10 protein-coding genes are annotated in these 14,894 nt (G+C 59.1%); 5 read left to right on the top strand and 5 right to left on the bottom strand.

Annotated elements, in window-relative coordinates; genetic code table 11:
* Positions 1-3: 3 nt before the first annotated feature.
* Positions 4-1,101, top strand: a complete 1,098-nt coding sequence (locus AUC69_RS09660) for an NAD(P)/FAD-dependent oxidoreductase (protein WP_069441975.1) — start codon at positions 4-6, stop codon at positions 1,099-1,101.
* A gap of 24 nt (positions 1,102-1,125) precedes the next feature.
* Here AUC69_RS09660 and AUC69_RS16275 read toward each other — a convergent pair whose 3' ends face one another.
* Both AUC69_RS16275 and AUC69_RS09650 read right to left on the bottom strand, forming a co-directional pair.
* Complete coding sequence (locus AUC69_RS16275) at positions 1,126-3,519, bottom strand: glycosyltransferase family 2 protein (protein WP_083239284.1); 2,394 nt, start codon at positions 3,517-3,519, stop codon at positions 1,126-1,128.
* 73 nt (positions 3,520-3,592) lie between these two features.
* Positions 3,593-4,921, bottom strand: a complete 1,329-nt coding sequence (locus AUC69_RS09650; RefSeq protein WP_069441973.1) for a UDP-glucose dehydrogenase family protein — start codon at positions 4,919-4,921, stop codon at positions 3,593-3,595.
* Positions 4,922-5,421: 500 nt separating this feature from the next.
* Between AUC69_RS09650 and AUC69_RS09645 the strand changes: the two genes are divergently transcribed.
* A complete protein-coding gene (locus AUC69_RS09645; RefSeq protein ID WP_069441972.1) occupies positions 5,422-6,429 on the top strand; it encodes an NAD-dependent epimerase in 1,008 nt (335 codons plus the stop codon).
* Positions 6,430-6,570: 141 nt separating this feature from the next.
* On the opposite strand, the gene AUC69_RS16270 is transcribed toward AUC69_RS09645, so the two are convergent.
* Entirely contained in the window at positions 6,571-7,164 is a 594-nt protein-coding gene (locus tag AUC69_RS16270) for a class I SAM-dependent methyltransferase (RefSeq protein WP_083239283.1), read from the bottom strand.
* Between the two features lie 235 nt (positions 7,165-7,399).
* On the opposite strand from AUC69_RS16270, the gene AUC69_RS09640 reads away from it, so the two are divergent.
* The 3 genes from AUC69_RS09640 to AUC69_RS09625 all read left to right on the top strand — a co-directional run bounded on the left by AUC69_RS09640 (position 7,400) and on the right by AUC69_RS09625 (position 13,612).
* Positions 7,400-9,385, top strand: a complete 1,986-nt coding sequence (locus tag AUC69_RS09640) for an acyltransferase family protein (RefSeq protein WP_069441971.1) — start codon at positions 7,400-7,402, stop codon at positions 9,383-9,385.
* Between the two features lie 693 nt (positions 9,386-10,078).
* Positions 10,079-11,881: a glycosyltransferase family 2 protein gene (locus AUC69_RS09630; protein WP_141700717.1), complete on the top strand. Its 1,803-nt coding sequence runs from the start codon at positions 10,079-10,081 to the stop codon at positions 11,879-11,881.
* Between the two features lie 21 nt (positions 11,882-11,902).
* The gene (locus AUC69_RS09625) at positions 11,903-13,612 is read left to right on the top strand and encodes a cytidylyltransferase domain-containing protein (protein WP_069441968.1); all 1,710 of its coding nucleotides are present in this window, start codon (positions 11,903-11,905) and stop codon (positions 13,610-13,612) included.
* Positions 13,613-13,618: 6 nt separating this feature from the next.
* Here AUC69_RS09625 and AUC69_RS09620 read toward each other — a convergent pair whose 3' ends face one another.
* Positions 13,619-14,632, bottom strand: coding sequence for a polysaccharide pyruvyl transferase family protein (locus AUC69_RS09620; RefSeq protein WP_069441967.1), 1,014 nt, complete (start codon positions 14,630-14,632; stop codon positions 13,619-13,621).
* On the bottom strand, positions 14,629-14,892 hold the full coding sequence (locus AUC69_RS19715; protein WP_425283523.1) for an SAF domain-containing protein: 264 nt from the start codon (positions 14,890-14,892) through the stop codon (positions 14,629-14,631). Before AUC69_RS19715 ends, AUC69_RS09620 begins: the two co-directional genes overlap by 4 nt.
* Positions 14,893-14,894: the final 2 nt, after the last annotated feature.

Raw genomic sequence — 14,894 nt, 5'->3', positions numbered from 1 at the left:
CCGATGTTCAAGAGCGAAGCCGTAGTCGTCGGCGCGGGGGTGATCGGGCTTTCGATCGCGCGGGCGCTGGCCGGGCGCGGCCTAGAGGTTCTCGTTCTTGAAGCCGAATCCCGCATCGGCCAAGGCGTGTCCTCGCGCAACAGCGAGGTCATACACGCCGGTCTCTATTACCCACCCGGAAGTCTGAAAGCGCGGTTCTGCGTCGAGGGACGCCGCTCGCTCTACCGGTACTGTTCCGAACATGGCGTACCCCATCGGCGCTGCGGGAAGCTTGTCGTCGCCACCACGCCAGACGAGGACGCCGCTGTGCAGGCACTCTATGAGCGGGCGCAAGCCAATGGTGTCGAGGACATCGCGTTGATCGGACGGGAGCACCTGAAGGCCATCGAGCCGGACGCAAGGCACAGCGCGCTCGTCTCAGGCACCACCGGTATCGTCGACGGTCACGCCCTGATGCTCGCTTATCAGGGGGACGCCGAAGCGGCCGGTGCCGCGGTACAGCTCCGCGCGCCGTTCACCGAGGCCCATGTGAGCGGCGCATCGATTACCCTTGTGACGGGAGGGCATGAGCCCGCCGAGATCGAGACCGGGCTTCTCGTCAATGCCGCGGGGTTGCAAGCGTGGGACGTGTCATCGCGCCTGCGAGGACTGGATCCAGCGACCATCCCCCCCCGTCATCTCACCAAGGGAAGCTATTTCTCGATGAGCGGGCGGGCGCCCTTCTCACATCTCATCTACCCCGTGCCGATGCCGGGCGGGCTCGGCATCCACCTCACCTTCGATCTCGGCGGCGCCGTGCGGTTCGGGCCAGATGCGGAATGGGTCGACGAAATCGATTATGAGGTCGACCCCGAGCGGGGCAACGCCTTCTACGCCGCGATCCGGCGTTACTGGCCCGACCTTCCCAACGGCGCTTTGGCCCCTGACTATGCGGGCATCCGGCCGCGCATCGCGGGGCCCGGAGAGCCCGCGGGCGACTTCATCATCCAGGGACCGGCCATAACGGGTCACAAAGGCTACGTAGCGCTTTACGGCATTGAATCGCCCGGACTGACCGCATCGCTCGCCATTGGCGACTACGTGGCGAATCTGGTGAGCTAACGGCGGCGTCCCGCGGCTCGGCAATTAGATCGGGGAGCGCTGTATCTGCTTCTTGCTTCTACCAATCAAGCCACGGCGCTCCAGCTGCTCGCTCGATTCATAGGATACGGATGCCTCTCCAGTGAGTCGCTGGCCCGCAGCGATGCCCGTAAATCTGTTGTAGTAGCGGTTGTAGCGCTGACGCGTAAAAGGCCTGGTACTCTCGATTCGTGACCTTGCAAGGCCTTCATCCCAACCGAGCATTTCGCGTAGGATTGAGAAGTGAAGGAGCGCACAGGTTGGTTCACCGACGATCGCGCCGGTCACCTCATGGCAGTTCAGTTTTTGGATACTGTTCCCCCAAACAATCGGTGTCTTTGTCAGCCAACCCCGCGCCGTCCCGAACAATCGACCTCGTGCCCCACCGTGCACCCAGAAGTAGGGAGCTGAACAGTGACCCACGAATAGAAAATCATCGTCGAAAAAAGGTGACGCGGACGCAGGCGCTTGACCGGCGCTGTAATTCAACGCCTGCTCGAAGGATTCCGGAAACATATCGAGCATGAACCCAGGGAGAACCTCATAGCCTCGCTCCTTGGCTTCTCCCAGTATGCCTGGGAGCCCCTCTTGCTCAATTCTCGGCAAGACGAGCTGCTCATCAACATCCACATGGATGCACCAATTGCCTGCGCCGTGCCGCTTTGCAAGCTCATTGAACCAGCGTGCCCCGCCTGCACCCGAAATAATAAAGTGATCGTCGGTCCAATATACCGTCGCGTCTGGCTGCGCGCATGCAAACTGAGTTGATCCATCAGTTGATGCATTGTCTACTATGAAGAACCAATCCACACCGATCGAGCGATAGTATTCGAAAAACCACGGCAAGAGGTGCCTCTCGTTTTTGACGTTTGCGAATAACAGTATCTTGCCGTTGAGGCTCTTCCGCGGGTTCGCATCAATTTGCTCAAACCGGAGCAATTGAGCGTGGACTGCGGGAATATATTGCTGGTGTAACAATCCTTCTGAGCAGCGCTGAGCTTCGACGTTGTCGCCAGCCCGATACGCCAGCCAACCGCTGATCGAATCCGTTACCGTGGAGCGGCCAAATCGCCGATGCAATCGATCGAGCAGCTCGTTCGTCGTGGAGGCATCGAACCTACGCACATGCGCAAGGACCTCTGCAATGTGTGCGCGGCGGGAATCTGGAAATCGGCAGCAAATCTCTCCAGCGAATTTTGCTAGTGTATCAACATCACCCGGCTCGCTCAGACTGAGATCTAGTTGTGTTGCCAAGGCCAGGTTGACTCCAAGAGACTTTGGAAATGCAGCCGCATAACGGCGAGCCAGGCTCAGCGCTTCTTGGGGGAAATGACACGTGCGGAGTAGCTTAATGTGCGTCATAGCCTCCTGAGGGCTGTCCGCTCGGCCCAGACGCGCCGAACTAAGCTCACCCTGATCGACCATCGATCCGGCGCGAAAGATGCGGTAACCGGGATCCCGAGCAACTTTCTGAGGAGATTTTCTCCGTGCAACGCACCAAGCCTGCGCAGCTTTGGTCTCGTCGCCTTCTATCGTGGCGATGGCGGCTAACGTCGAAAATGCGTCGGCTGAGGTCGGTTCTACTTTTATTGCATCTTCAACCGTCTTCCGTGCCGCACGAAAATCGCCAGCGCGACCAAGGGCTGCTGCGCGTGCAAGCTGCTCCGATACCGAAAGAGAGGATGAAGACTTTGCCGCCGCATCGTTCCAGTGCTCACTTGCCGTTCGCCAATCCTCACGCGCCGCGGCGATACGAGCCAAACCCTTGCTTGCTTCGACAGAACTCGGAAACTTCGCCGCTAGGGCTAAGTACAATGCGTCCGCCTCGTCCAGCCTTTCCAACACGAGGTGAGCCGATGCAGCAGCAACACACCAGTCTGATTGAAGCGGCGTTGACGACAGTTCTAAACAGGTCCGCCATCGCTCGCATGCTGCTGTCCAGTCTTGCCTACGCATTGAAATCCGAGCTAGGCCGGCAAGTCCGATGCCGTGATTTGGGTAGTGTTTGAGTAAGGCCGTGTAGCCTGCTTCGGCTCCATCAAGGTTGTTCAACTGGAGTTGCGCCTTGGCCGCAGCGGTGAACCAACCTAATTGCAGCGGCGTAGAGGATTGCGTGATGCAGGTCTGCCAGCGACCGGCTGCCTCGACAAAGTCCTGCCTGTGCGCAGAAATATAGGCGAGCCCTGCAAGACACTCACCGTTATTCGGGTGTTGCTCCAGTATGGCAGTGTAGGAGGCCTCAGCTCCGTCCAGATCTCCGGCGCCCAGTTGGTCTGATGCTGCGCCGAGGGATGCTCTCAAGGAGCACAAGGAGCCCAAAAGCCTGCGTCCGAGCCGTGCAACACGCCACGATCGCAGCGGACTCAGGCGATGACGTAGAATAGAGGTCTTGCCGCTCATGGCTCAACATCTAGCAGGTATTCGGAGCTTCTCGATCGTTGGGGCGACTTCCCGTGAGGACGTTGACTCAGTATCAAATGTCAATCGTCCTGGCCTTGCCCGCACGGCCAACACCTCGATAGGTAAAGCCAGCGGCTTCGGCCAATGACGGTGCATAGACGTTACGCAAATCCACGAGAGCGTCGCCGCGCATGACTTTGCGGAGCTGCTTGAGGTCGACCGCCCGGAACTCGTTCCACTCGGTGAGCACGACGAGCACATCGGCGTCCTCGGCGGTCTCAAGGGCACTGGAAAACCACGCCACGCCGGGCAGCAATTCCTCGCCTTTGCTGCGGCCTTGCGGATCGCAGGCACGAATGGTGGCGCCTCTGGCTTGGAGCATCGGCAGGATCACCAAGCTCGGCGCCTCGCGCATATCGTCTGTGTTCGGCTTGAACGTCACCCCGAGCACGGCGATGGTCTTTGTGCGCACGGAGCCGCCAGCCGCCTCCTCGATCCGCGTCGCCATGGCAATTTTGCGCTCGGTGTTGACCTTCTCAACTTGCTCGATGAGCGACAGCGGGGCCTTCGCCTCACGCGCCGTCCGGATCAAAGCCGTGACATCCTTTGGGAAGCACGAGCCACCGTATCCGGGGCCAGCATGAAGGAACTTCGATCCGATGCGCCCGTCCGGCGCGACCGCGTTCGCCACCTCGCCCACATCCGCGCCCACCGACTCGCACAAATCGGCGACCTCGTTGATGAACGTGACCTTCATGGCGAGAAAGGCGTTTGCGGCATACTTGGCCAGCTCGGCGGACTCGCGGCTGACGAAGACGATTGGTGCTTTGCGCAGCGCGAGCGGCTCATAGAGACGCTCCATGACCTGGCGACCGCGCCCGCTATCGCAGCCGACAAGCACGCGGTCGGGATGCGTGAAGTCGCGGATGGCTGATCCTTCGCGCAGAAACTCAGGGTTCGAGCACACGGCGAAGTCAACATCGGGGCGGAGCACTTTCAGCCGCCGTTCGATCTCGCGGCTGGTGCCAACCGGTACAGTGGACTTCGTGGTGATGACGACGCCCGTATCCACATGGGGCGCCAGCTCTTCCACCGCTTCGAAGACATAGGTGAGATCGGCATAGCCGTCGCCCCGGCGGATCGGCGTGCCGACGGCAAGAAACACGACGTCGGCGGCCTTCACGGCGTCAGGCAGCGAGCTTGAGAACAGCATGCGCCCGGCCGCGACATTCCGCGCGACGAGATCGTCGAGCCCGGGCTCGTAGATCGGGATGACCCCGCGCTTCAGGTCGGCGACACGCTCCTCGTCCTTATCGACGCAGGTGACCTTCCAACCGAAGTCTGAGAAGCAGGCGGCGGAAACGAGGCCCACATAGCCCGCCCCGATCATGCAAATCTTCACCGCTATCCCCTTCTGCCGCCTCGTCCTTTGGGAGATCGAGGAACCACCCACTCCCAATCTGGAACCCTGCTTTCGGCCAATAGCATGACATTTTCATGTAAGCCAAGTCCGCCTCCCTGCGCCGGCCGACGCGTCGAGCCGAAAGCGGGCGAGGCGTCCAGGGGCCCCCTTTACGCCGGCCTCGGAAAACCTCTAGGGCGATAAGATCGCCCGTCTTATGCGGCAAGACCGAAAGGCAGCGTGCCGCCTAGACACCCATCTGGACAAAGGCTAACAACGCTCCGCGGGAGCTGGCCCCCGCCTTGTCCACGTGCTCCCGATTGATCCCCGAGGGCGCAAATCTTCAAGCGGGGAAGAGAGATGAACCAACCGGAACCGGCCTTCGAGGCCGCCGCAGACCAGCCGACGAGCGGGGCATTGCGTCGCGCCGGCTCGGCGGGAGCGCGCGCCGCTAACCTTGCCATGAGCGGGGTGTGGATGGCCGAGGCGGATCTGGCGGAATGAAGATCCTGGTCACCGGCGCCGCCGGCTTCATCGGCTTCCACACGGCGCAGGCTCTCCTCGACCGCGGCGACGAGGTCGTCGGCCTCGACAACATGAACGCTTACTACGACGTCACGCTCAAGGAGGCGAGGCTGACGCGTCTCGCGCCGCGCGACCACTTCTCCTTCGTGAAGGGCGACATCGCCGATCAAGAGACGGTAGCTAAGCTCTTCGCAGAGCATCAACCCCAGCGCGTTATCCACCTTGCCGCCCAAGCCGGCGTGCGACACTCGCTGACCCACCCGGGAGAGTACGCCCAATCGAACCTAGTCGGGTTTCTCAACATTCTTGAAGCGTGTCGCCACCAGAAGGTGGAGCACCTAGTCTACGCCTCGTCGAGCTCCGTCTACGGCGGCAATACTCACACGCCCTACAGCGTTCACAATAACGTCGATCACCCGTTGAGCTTTTACGGCGCGACCAAGAAGTCGAACGAGCTCATGGCCCATTCCTACGCACATCTCTACCAGCTACCTGTGACCGGCTTGCGCTTCTTCACGGTCTATGGCCCGTGGGGTCGACCTGACATGGCGCTGTTCAAGTTCGTGCACAACATCCTGGCCGATGAACCGATTGATATTTACAACGAGGGTCGTCACGCGCGGGACTTCACCTATATTGACGACATTGTCGAAGGTGTGCTTCGGACCGGAGACAGGATCGCCGCACCAAACCTTGACTGGTCCGGCGAACACCCAGATCCAGGGACGTCCTCGGCTCCTTATCGCCTCTACAACATCGGCAACAACAGCCCTGTGCCGCTTATGGACTTCATCGGCTACGTCGAAACCGCACTCGGGCGCAAGGCCAAGAAGAAATTCCTTCCGTTGCAGCCAGGCGACGTGCCGGCAACCTACGCGGACATCACCAGCTTGAAGGCGAACATAGACTTCGAGCCTGGCACACCCATCGACGAAGGCATCCGCCGCTTCGTCGCGTGGTACCGTGACTTTTACAAGGTTTGATCAGCAGCACAGATTGCGAATTAATTATTCGGAATAGCAAGGGGACGGCCTTGCCATGTCGCTGCAAGTTAGCCTCGACCAGGCTGGCAAGTAGACAAGCTCGATCAACTCAACTCGGCGAGCTAGTAACTACCCTTTCCTCTACACGTGCTCGAAGGCGCGACAGACATACGATCGCAGCAGTCCCGGAACGGGACGCTCCGACATTATTTGGAGCATGCCAAGATCCGTGAAAACTACTTGGTAGTCCCTGATAAAATGCCTATCGCTGGGCAGCCTCGGTTCGTCTTCTTGTTCTATAACCAAAACGCGCTTACCTATTCTTGCAATATGCTGGAATACATCGTCACTATCAGTGTGAATATGGACTAGAACTGCCATCGTAAACACCAAATCAAATTTTAGATCTGGTAAATTTGGCAATATATCCTCTGCACTCCCCAGAATTATATTTGGATTCATGGCAGGATACGCGTTACGAGACAGCGCGATGGCCTCTGCATTGATTTCAATTGCTGTAAGGTCGTGGTAGCCAGCCTCCCACAGGAAGTTGAGATTCCTTCCAATATTGCATCCAACCTCTAGTATTGAACCGCCTTCTGGCAAAAGGCCACGCACATATCTCACGAGCGATAAGCTGCGCTCATCGCTAGCACGAGCATAGTTCTCTGGCCGGTTCTTATCTGGGGGATGGGCCCAATATTGGTGGGCCTCCGAGCGCGTCAGCTTTTGCATGAGGGGAGGGCTATACCTTAAGCGTCAACGACGCATTGAGCGGAATGGACGGAACTTAGCACTGCCAAACAGGTTCCAGCAATTGGAACTCTTGAGCAAGCCACCACCCAAAGGAGAGGACTGAGACACACCGATAATCAATCCCACTCTAATCTTTTGCCCTCAATCGGCGAAGAGTATTCTCGGTAAGCGCTTTTTTTAGACGACGAGCCGCGTCTTCTGGCTCTGGGGGTGGATGGCAATTTTGGACGGTGGTGACTCGCCTAGACGCCAAGTTAAAGAATTTCGGCCAGACATCCAGGCTCTTCGCGGCTTGGCGGTTCTGCTTGTCGTCCTCTATCACGCAGAGCTACCGCTCGCTTCCGCGGGCTATCTCGGCGTGGACATCTTCTTTGTTATCTCCGGCTTTCTAATCACAAGGCTGATCTCACAAGGGATTGAAGCCGGCAGGTTCAGCTTTCGCCAGTTTTACTATCGGCGCGCTAAGCGGCTCTTGCCTGCGTCCTACGTGGTCATCGCACTCACCGTGCTGGCCGCCCCCTACTTTGTGACGGAGCTGGAGCTCGAGCAGCTCAAGGCCCAAGCGCTGGGAGCCGTCACCTTCACGACCAATTTGGTGCTCTGGCAACAATCCGGCTATTTCGACGGTGACGCCGACAACAAGGTGCTCCTGCACTTCTGGTCGCTAGCGATCGAGGAACAATATTATCTCGTCTTGCCGACACTGCTGTTCTTCGTCCCGCGCCAAGCCTGGGTCGCGACGACCGCTGGCGTCCTGCTCACCAGCATGACTCTATGCTTTTATCTGGCTCCCCAGGACCCGTCTGCCGCGTTCTACCTCCTGCCCACCAGAGCCTGGGAGCTGTCGCTTGGCTCGCTTGGCGCTCTGCTGCCCGTTTATGTGACCTACAGTAGGCCCCTATCTTTGGCCCGCTTGCCGGCCCTGCTTATCTTGCTCACCATCCCGCTCTACCCGAGTGGGTCCTTCCATCCGGGCCTCGATGCGCTGCTCGTCTGCACCGCGACACTTGTTGTGATCCTGGGCGGCCAGCGTGGAGCTTCCCTCCTGGGCCAAGACCCGATCACGGCCACCATCGTTTGGCTCGGGGACATTTCCTATTCGCTCTATCTCGTGCACTGGCCGGTGATCGTGTTCACGCGGGCCGCATGGATAGGCGAAGCGCCTAGCTATGCGATGACCATTGCCATTGTCCTGTCGCTTGCACTGAGCTGGCTGCTCTACACATTTGTCGAGTCTCCCTTTCACAAGGGCTTCGCGCACGACCCGCAACGTGTGGTGGCCGGGCTGATCGCCGCCTCCCTGATGATAGTCGCGACGCCAATTGCAATCGGCCGCGCGACGGCCACCGGCACGGACTATCAGCATCTCCGACGTGCCAATTACGGCATTGATCGCTCATGCTCCCATAAAGCCTACAAATTCGAGGGTGTAACCAAAGATTGCCGTACGACGTTGGCGCCGAAAGTGCTGATATGGGGCGATTCCTACGCCATGGCCTGGGCGTCGGCGCTGATCCGACCACTTGGCAAGGTCGGCCTAGAGCAGGCCACAATGAGTGCCTGCGACCCTCTCATCGGCATGGCCCGATTTCCAAAGCAAGCGGACGAGCGCTACAACCGCGCCTATGCTGAAGGATGCCTCGATTTCCACCTGCGGGTCCTCGACTATATCCGCCACAACGAGGACCTGGAGGTCGTCATTGCCGCCGCCCGCTTCCAGACCATCCTCAGCAGCGGCAATCTGATGCTGGTGAAGGAGAAGGACGGCTATGCGGCGCGCGAGGTGACACCGGAGTTGGTCGCCCACGGTCTTGCACGGTTAGTTATGTCCGTGCGGGCGGCCGGAAAGAAAGTCGTCGTCCTTGCGCCTCCGCCCGCCAACGGCATGAATATCGGCACCTGCCTGGAGAGGCGCGCCAAGAATAGGATCACCTTCGACGCCCCGAAGGATTGCTCCATCTCGCTTGAGAGCCTGAAAGCCTACCGTGCAGAGACCTGGGCGCTGCTAGAGCGCGTTTCAGAACTTGCGGATGTCGAAGTGGTGGACACGCAAGATTTCCTCTGCGACGAAGTCTCCTGCAAGACCGAGATCGACGGGAAGCCGCTTTATCGTGATGCTGGTCACCTGAGCTATGTTGGGGCAGCCTTGATAGGGGACCGGTCCAGGTTGGCGAGCGATATACTTCAGAAGGCACGATGAGCCCCACTCGTCGAACGTCTAGGCTACGAACGCCGTCAAACTGCGTTACAAAGGTCTCGGGCTAGTGAGAGGTCGTGGCCTCTCTCAGGCGCTAGCGCTACGCCGTCAATTACCTGCGGAAGACATTGAACATCTAAAACGCCGCAATGCTCAGAAGGAAAGGCGTGGGCAACAAATCATCTATAGGAAGAAGAGCCTGGAGATCGCTTGCGTTACGACGTCGGTTGAGCAGCGTTACCACCAGTCAACCTTGGCGCACTACGACGCCATTGAGAGTCATCGGTCGAATATTCGTTCGGAAACGGCTCGCCGATAGAGTTAAGATCTAAGGTCGCAATCGTTCGCAAAGACGATGGGGCGGAGGTCATATTGAGCAAAGATGCGGAAGTGAACGTTGGGCAGCTAAATGAAAGATAAAAATAATGACGGCACCGCCAGATTCCGGTCTGCTCCCGGCCTGGCAACTGCGATCGCAGACCTTGAGACTCAGATCCGTGAGAATTCCACGAAGCAGAGCGAGGAGATTGCGGACCTTAGGAATGCGATTAACAGGCTGCACGTCGCTTCGCCACTGAATCTCACCTGTTAGCAGAGTTGTCGGAGTCCAAGCAGGCGGCGGACGTTCTTCGCGAGGAATTGGCGCTTGTGAACCAGAGTAGATCGTGGAGATATACCGCGCCGCTCCGCAGAACGATGAACGTGGTCCGGAGATTACGTCCAGCCATAGGACGTTACCTTCGTTGGACCAATAAGCCACTTCAACCCGACGGCGAATCGCTGCAGCAAGTCATCGACCTGGAAGCCAAGCTCTGGGGCGGCTTTTCCAAATACGCCCTTAAAGACCTGGAAGCAATGAAGCGAACTCCCGAAAGGGCGGCATCTTCCCGAGCCGCCTGGGCGCTGGGGTGCTGGCAGGCAGCCGCTGGGGATTTCAGGAGTGCTTATGAAAACACTCACTTCGCGAGGCAGTCTCACCTAAGGATGCGACTGAAGGACATCGTCCTGGAGGCATACTGCCTCGTGCGCATTGGCTCGGTTGAGGCAGCAAGGGAGCTCATTCAGGAAGCTTTTGACAATGGATTCGACGATCCAACCCTCTATCTTGCCATGGCAAACACCTACCCCGCTTCTGACTCAAGCAACTCAACTGAAATAGACGAGCTTCGCCTGTCTTGGATCAATCGACTCTATGACAAAGCAGGACTTCTGCCCATCACCAAGGCCAACCATACAAAGCCACTCAGAATCGATAACTTGAGGACCAGTCTAGTCTCCAGCACACCGGAACAGGAGTCTAAGGTTAGCGTCATCATCCCCGCCTACAACGCCGCAAACACGCTTTCCTATACGCTGGAGGGCCTATTTGCGCAGACATGGCGAAACCTAGAGATCATCGTCGTGGACGACCACAGCACCGATGACACGCTCGCGGTGGCCGAAGGGCTCGCCGACCGTGACAACCGCGTCAAGGTCGCCCACCAGGATCGTAACTTGGGTGCCTATTCCGCCCGCAACCTTGGCTTATCGCTCGCCTCCGGGGAGTTCGTCACCGTGCATGATGCCGGCGATTGGTCCCACGCGCAAAAAATTGAACTGCAGGTCAATGGTCTGCTGAGTGACAGCGCTGCCCCCGCCAATTATTCCTGCATGGCGCGTGCGAGCGAAACCCTGTCCTTTTTAGGCAAATTCCGGCGGAAGGATCGCCTCATTGATCGGAATCCGTCTTCCTTCATGTTTCGAAGGAAGATCGTGGACGCCGTCGGGGGATGGGACACCGTTCGCGTCTCTGCTGATACGGAGTTTGCCATGCGCATCATGAAAGCCACATCGGCCAAGCCTTTTGACCGCATCCTGGAATCATGCCCTGTCGCCTTCGCCGTAGACAGCGAGGTGTCCTTGACGAGTAACGAGGCCACGCACGGCAAGACCATACACTACGGCGTCCGACGTGAGTATCAGGAGGCAGCCAAATATTGGCACTCTGTTACAGCACCCCACGATCTGCGTGCCGAACCGTCTGCATCGAAACGGCCTTTTCCGGCGCCGGAATCGATCCTCCCCCATCCTCGAGAACGACCTGAGTACGATTGCCTGGTCATCGCAGATTTCAATAGAAGCGACAGCGCGTACGGAGCGGCGATCGAACATTTAAGCGCTGCGCGTATGCGCGGCGATTCGGTCGCTGTATTCGAATGGCGCGACTATCATAGTGATGCCGCAGCGCCGTTGACGCACGAGGTGCGCCGCATGGCTCAATTGGGGCAGGTGCGCGTGATCGCGCCAGGAGAAAGCGTGCGAGTCAAAGTATTGATCATCAGCACACCACGGCCACTGCGATACATTATCGACCGGTATCCCAATATCGACTTCGACGAGCTTGTCGTAATATTCGACACTAACTCAACGCGACCAACTGAGGCTAGCGAGCCCGAATACGATATCTATCTTGCGCGTGCCAACATCGTCGAGGTGTTTGGAAGCCGGGGGAGTGGATGAGCCTCTCGGAAAGCCACTCACATGTTCAAGGCGCTCGCGAGTCTGGGCCTCCAATCTAAACGAGGCAACAGTGGCGAGGGCATTGGGGAAGCAATGATGATCACGTGGGTCATGATCCCCGCGCGCGGCGGCTCCAGGGGCGTTCCCCGAAAGAACGTCCGCCTGCTCGCCGGATTTCCGCTAATTGTACACACCATCAGGACCGCGCTAAGCGTCTGCGATCCGAAGTGCGTCGCGGTCATCACCGACGACGACGAGATCGCGGCCATCTCTTGTGCTGAGGGTGTTCGCGTTTTGCGCGAGCCCCCCACCACGGGACGCGCCACGCTCGATGAGGTGGCACTGAAAGTAGCGCACGAACTCGAAGCCGCGGGTGCTGATAGCGAGGACATTTTTCTCACGCTCCAGCCGACCTGCCCCTTCTTGAGCAGCGCGCGTCTAGTCGAAGCCTTGGCGGCATTCGAGGGCGGTGCTGGCTCGGTTATTACGGTGGTGGACGACCGGCACTTGAGCTGGCGACCTGGAGCGGACGGCGAACCGATACCCGCCTATGAGAAGCGCGTAAACCGCCAGATGCTCGAGAGGCGGTTCCGGGAGACCGGCGCCATCATCGGCTGCCGTCTCAAGGATCTCATGGAGCAGGGGACGCGAATCGTCGAACCGATTCGGCTCATTGAGCTCCCGAAAGAAGAGTCACTCGACATTGACGACTTCGCCGACTGGGCCGTCGCTGAGCACATCGCTTCGCGCCGCAAAGTGGTCATCCGAGCCGACGCCAGCGAAACGCTCGGCATGGGCCATGTTTACCGCGCGCTGGCCCTTGCCCAGGAACTAGCCCGCCACGAGATTGTGGTCGCCACGGACATTTCCCATCCCCTCGGGCCTAAATTCCTATCGCAGTTCCCATTCGAGGTCAGGCCAGTGGATGGCGACGATGGCTTCGTGGAGCTCGTACAAAGCCTTACACCGGATCTTGTCATTCTCGATCAGCTCGACACGACGGACGTCTATGTCGAGGCTATCAAGAGCGCTACCGGGAGCGTCGTAACGTTCGAGGACATGGGGATCGGGGCTGAAATCGCGGACCTTGTCGTCTCCGACCTATACGAGAACCTTTCTGTTCCTGGCCACCGCCAACTAACCGGTATGGCAAATGCAATTCTTGCGCCCAGTTTCGAGACGGCTCGGCAGCCTGCTCAATTCAAGAATGACGTCGAGAATGTGCTTGTCGTGTTTGGCGGGACAGACCCCAGCGCCCTAACCGAGAAGGCTCTCGAGGCGCTGGCAAAGTTGGGATTCTCAGGCACGGTCACCGTCGTACTCGGGCCTGGGGTGAGCCGCCCCATCTCGCTTGGCGCCTACGCCCTGAAGGGCGAGATCTGCTCGAATGTGAGCTACATGCCTGGCATCATGCAAAGGGCGGATCTTGCCATCTCCAGTGCGGGCCGCACAATCACCGAACTCGCCAGTCTTGGCATTCCCGTCCTCTGTCTATGCCAAAACGACAAGGAGCTCACCCACACGCATGCGTCGGCTCGGTTCGGCGTCGTCAATCTTGGCCTCGGTGCCCTGGTCGATACTGAGACCATTGCCGCGCACATGAAGCGACTAATGGAGACACCGAACCTTCGTCAGATCCTGCGAGCGCGCGCCTTACACGAGAGCTCTGCCCGCTCCAACGCGGCGGTCATGCGACGGATCAAGGCAAAGATCGGCTGGAAGGACGACTAGATTCCCTCACAGCGTTGCGAGAAAACGCTGCATCGTCGGATAGGTCTCCCGCATAGTTTCTACACTGTGCGCGACTTCAGCTCCGCGCGATTTGAAGTGCGCCTCCACCGCATTCTGAATCGGCGACAGCGTGCCACGATCGATGGTCAAGCATGTGGCGCCCAAAGCCGCAGCCTGCCCAACGCCACGGCTATCCTCACTGATGAGGATCGATGAGACCCTGCGCGACAGGCAGAAGAGGTGCGCGTGGACGCGATAGCCTATGTGAAGATCAGAGTCCCCGTAGAGAGCCTCAAGCTTCGGCAGGCTCTCGGCCAGGCTTTCCACGCGCCACCCGTTCAGTATGGCCCGGCCAGCGAACATGAGATAGTCGCGCGCGATCTCGCGGCCTCGGGGGGTCCATGACGGGAGCAGACCATGATGGAAGCTCAGCGTCCGCCGCGCCTTTGGAAACCGCTTTGTCAGCCAGGCCATCAACTCGTACGTACCGGGCTGCATCTTGGCAGGCATGCTCAGAACAATGGAGCGTACGTCATCCCGGAAAGCGTAGGGTTTCTCAAGGCTTTCGAGGTCGTACCAAGCCGGGCAGCCGGTCATCAGCACGTTGGCGACGCCGAACCGCGCCAGGCACTCAACGGTCAGCGGATCTCTCGCGCTAGAGAATTCGATCTTCTGGTGGATGTCAGAGACGAACGCAGCCGCCTCATCCGTGAACTGGAAGGTCTCTGGATCCTTGGTCGCCGGCCACTTCCACCCGAGCCCGTAAGGCACGATGGGCGGCGTCACCCGCTCCCGCTCCAAGGGATAGATCGTGGGATAGATGCCGCGCTGATATGCAGGCCCCCCGCATAACAGCACTGCGCGGGCCTTGTTGAACAGGTCGTAGTGTTCTGGGCCGATCGACTTGCGGTCCACCGTCACGATATCGGCGAACCCATGAACCCGAAGCAACTCGCGCGCCCGATGGCCGATGAGGTGGTCGCCCGCATTTCGATAGGCACCGCAGATCGTGACTATCATTTCAGGTCAGTCCATTCGAGGGGAGCGCCGCGTGAGATCTCGCGGCTAGTCGCGCGTCCCACCACTACGTCCCACTGGGCAATCTCGATGCCTCGATTTGAGCGCAGCGGAATCAGATTCTCTTCGTCGAGCGTCTCGCCTGCTGCAATGTCCCGCGCGGCGACAATGCGCCGCCGCGCATTCTGGATGGCGAGCCGCTCCCCAGACAGATCTCGCTCGGTCGAGCCGTAAAAATCGCACAACAGTGCGAGCCTGCGCATGA

This window comes from Methyloceanibacter superfactus, from assembly GCF_001723305.1.
Lineage (GTDB): Bacteria > Pseudomonadota > Alphaproteobacteria > Rhizobiales > Methyloligellaceae > Methyloceanibacter > Methyloceanibacter superfactus.
The sequence above is the reverse complement of the archived record's forward strand: the minus strand, read 5'-3'. Positions and strand labels throughout refer to the sequence as shown.

Coding starts and splice junctions, on each gene's coding strand:
- AUC69_RS19715 (WP_425283523.1), bottom strand. CDS start 14,892: ATGCGCAGGCTCGCACTGTTGTGCGATTTTTACGGCTCGACCGAGCGA.
- AUC69_RS16270 (WP_083239283.1), bottom strand. CDS start 7,164: ATGCAAAAGCTGACGCGCTCGGAGGCCCACCAATATTGGGCCCATCCC.
- AUC69_RS09660 (WP_069441975.1), top strand. CDS start 4: ATGTTCAAGAGCGAAGCCGTAGTCGTCGGCGCGGGGGTGATCGGGCTT.
- AUC69_RS09640 (WP_069441971.1), top strand. CDS start 7,400: ATGGCAATTTTGGACGGTGGTGACTCGCCTAGACGCCAAGTTAAAGAA.
- AUC69_RS09645 (WP_069441972.1), top strand. CDS start 5,422: ATGAAGATCCTGGTCACCGGCGCCGCCGGCTTCATCGGCTTCCACACG.
- AUC69_RS09620 (WP_069441967.1), bottom strand. CDS start 14,632: ATGATAGTCACGATCTGCGGTGCCTATCGAAATGCGGGCGACCACCTC.
- AUC69_RS16275 (WP_083239284.1), bottom strand. CDS start 3,519: ATGAGCGGCAAGACCTCTATTCTACGTCATCGCCTGAGTCCGCTGCGA.
- AUC69_RS09625 (WP_069441968.1), top strand. CDS start 11,903: ATGTTCAAGGCGCTCGCGAGTCTGGGCCTCCAATCTAAACGAGGCAAC.
- AUC69_RS09630 (WP_141700717.1), top strand. CDS start 10,079: ATGAACGTGGTCCGGAGATTACGTCCAGCCATAGGACGTTACCTTCGT.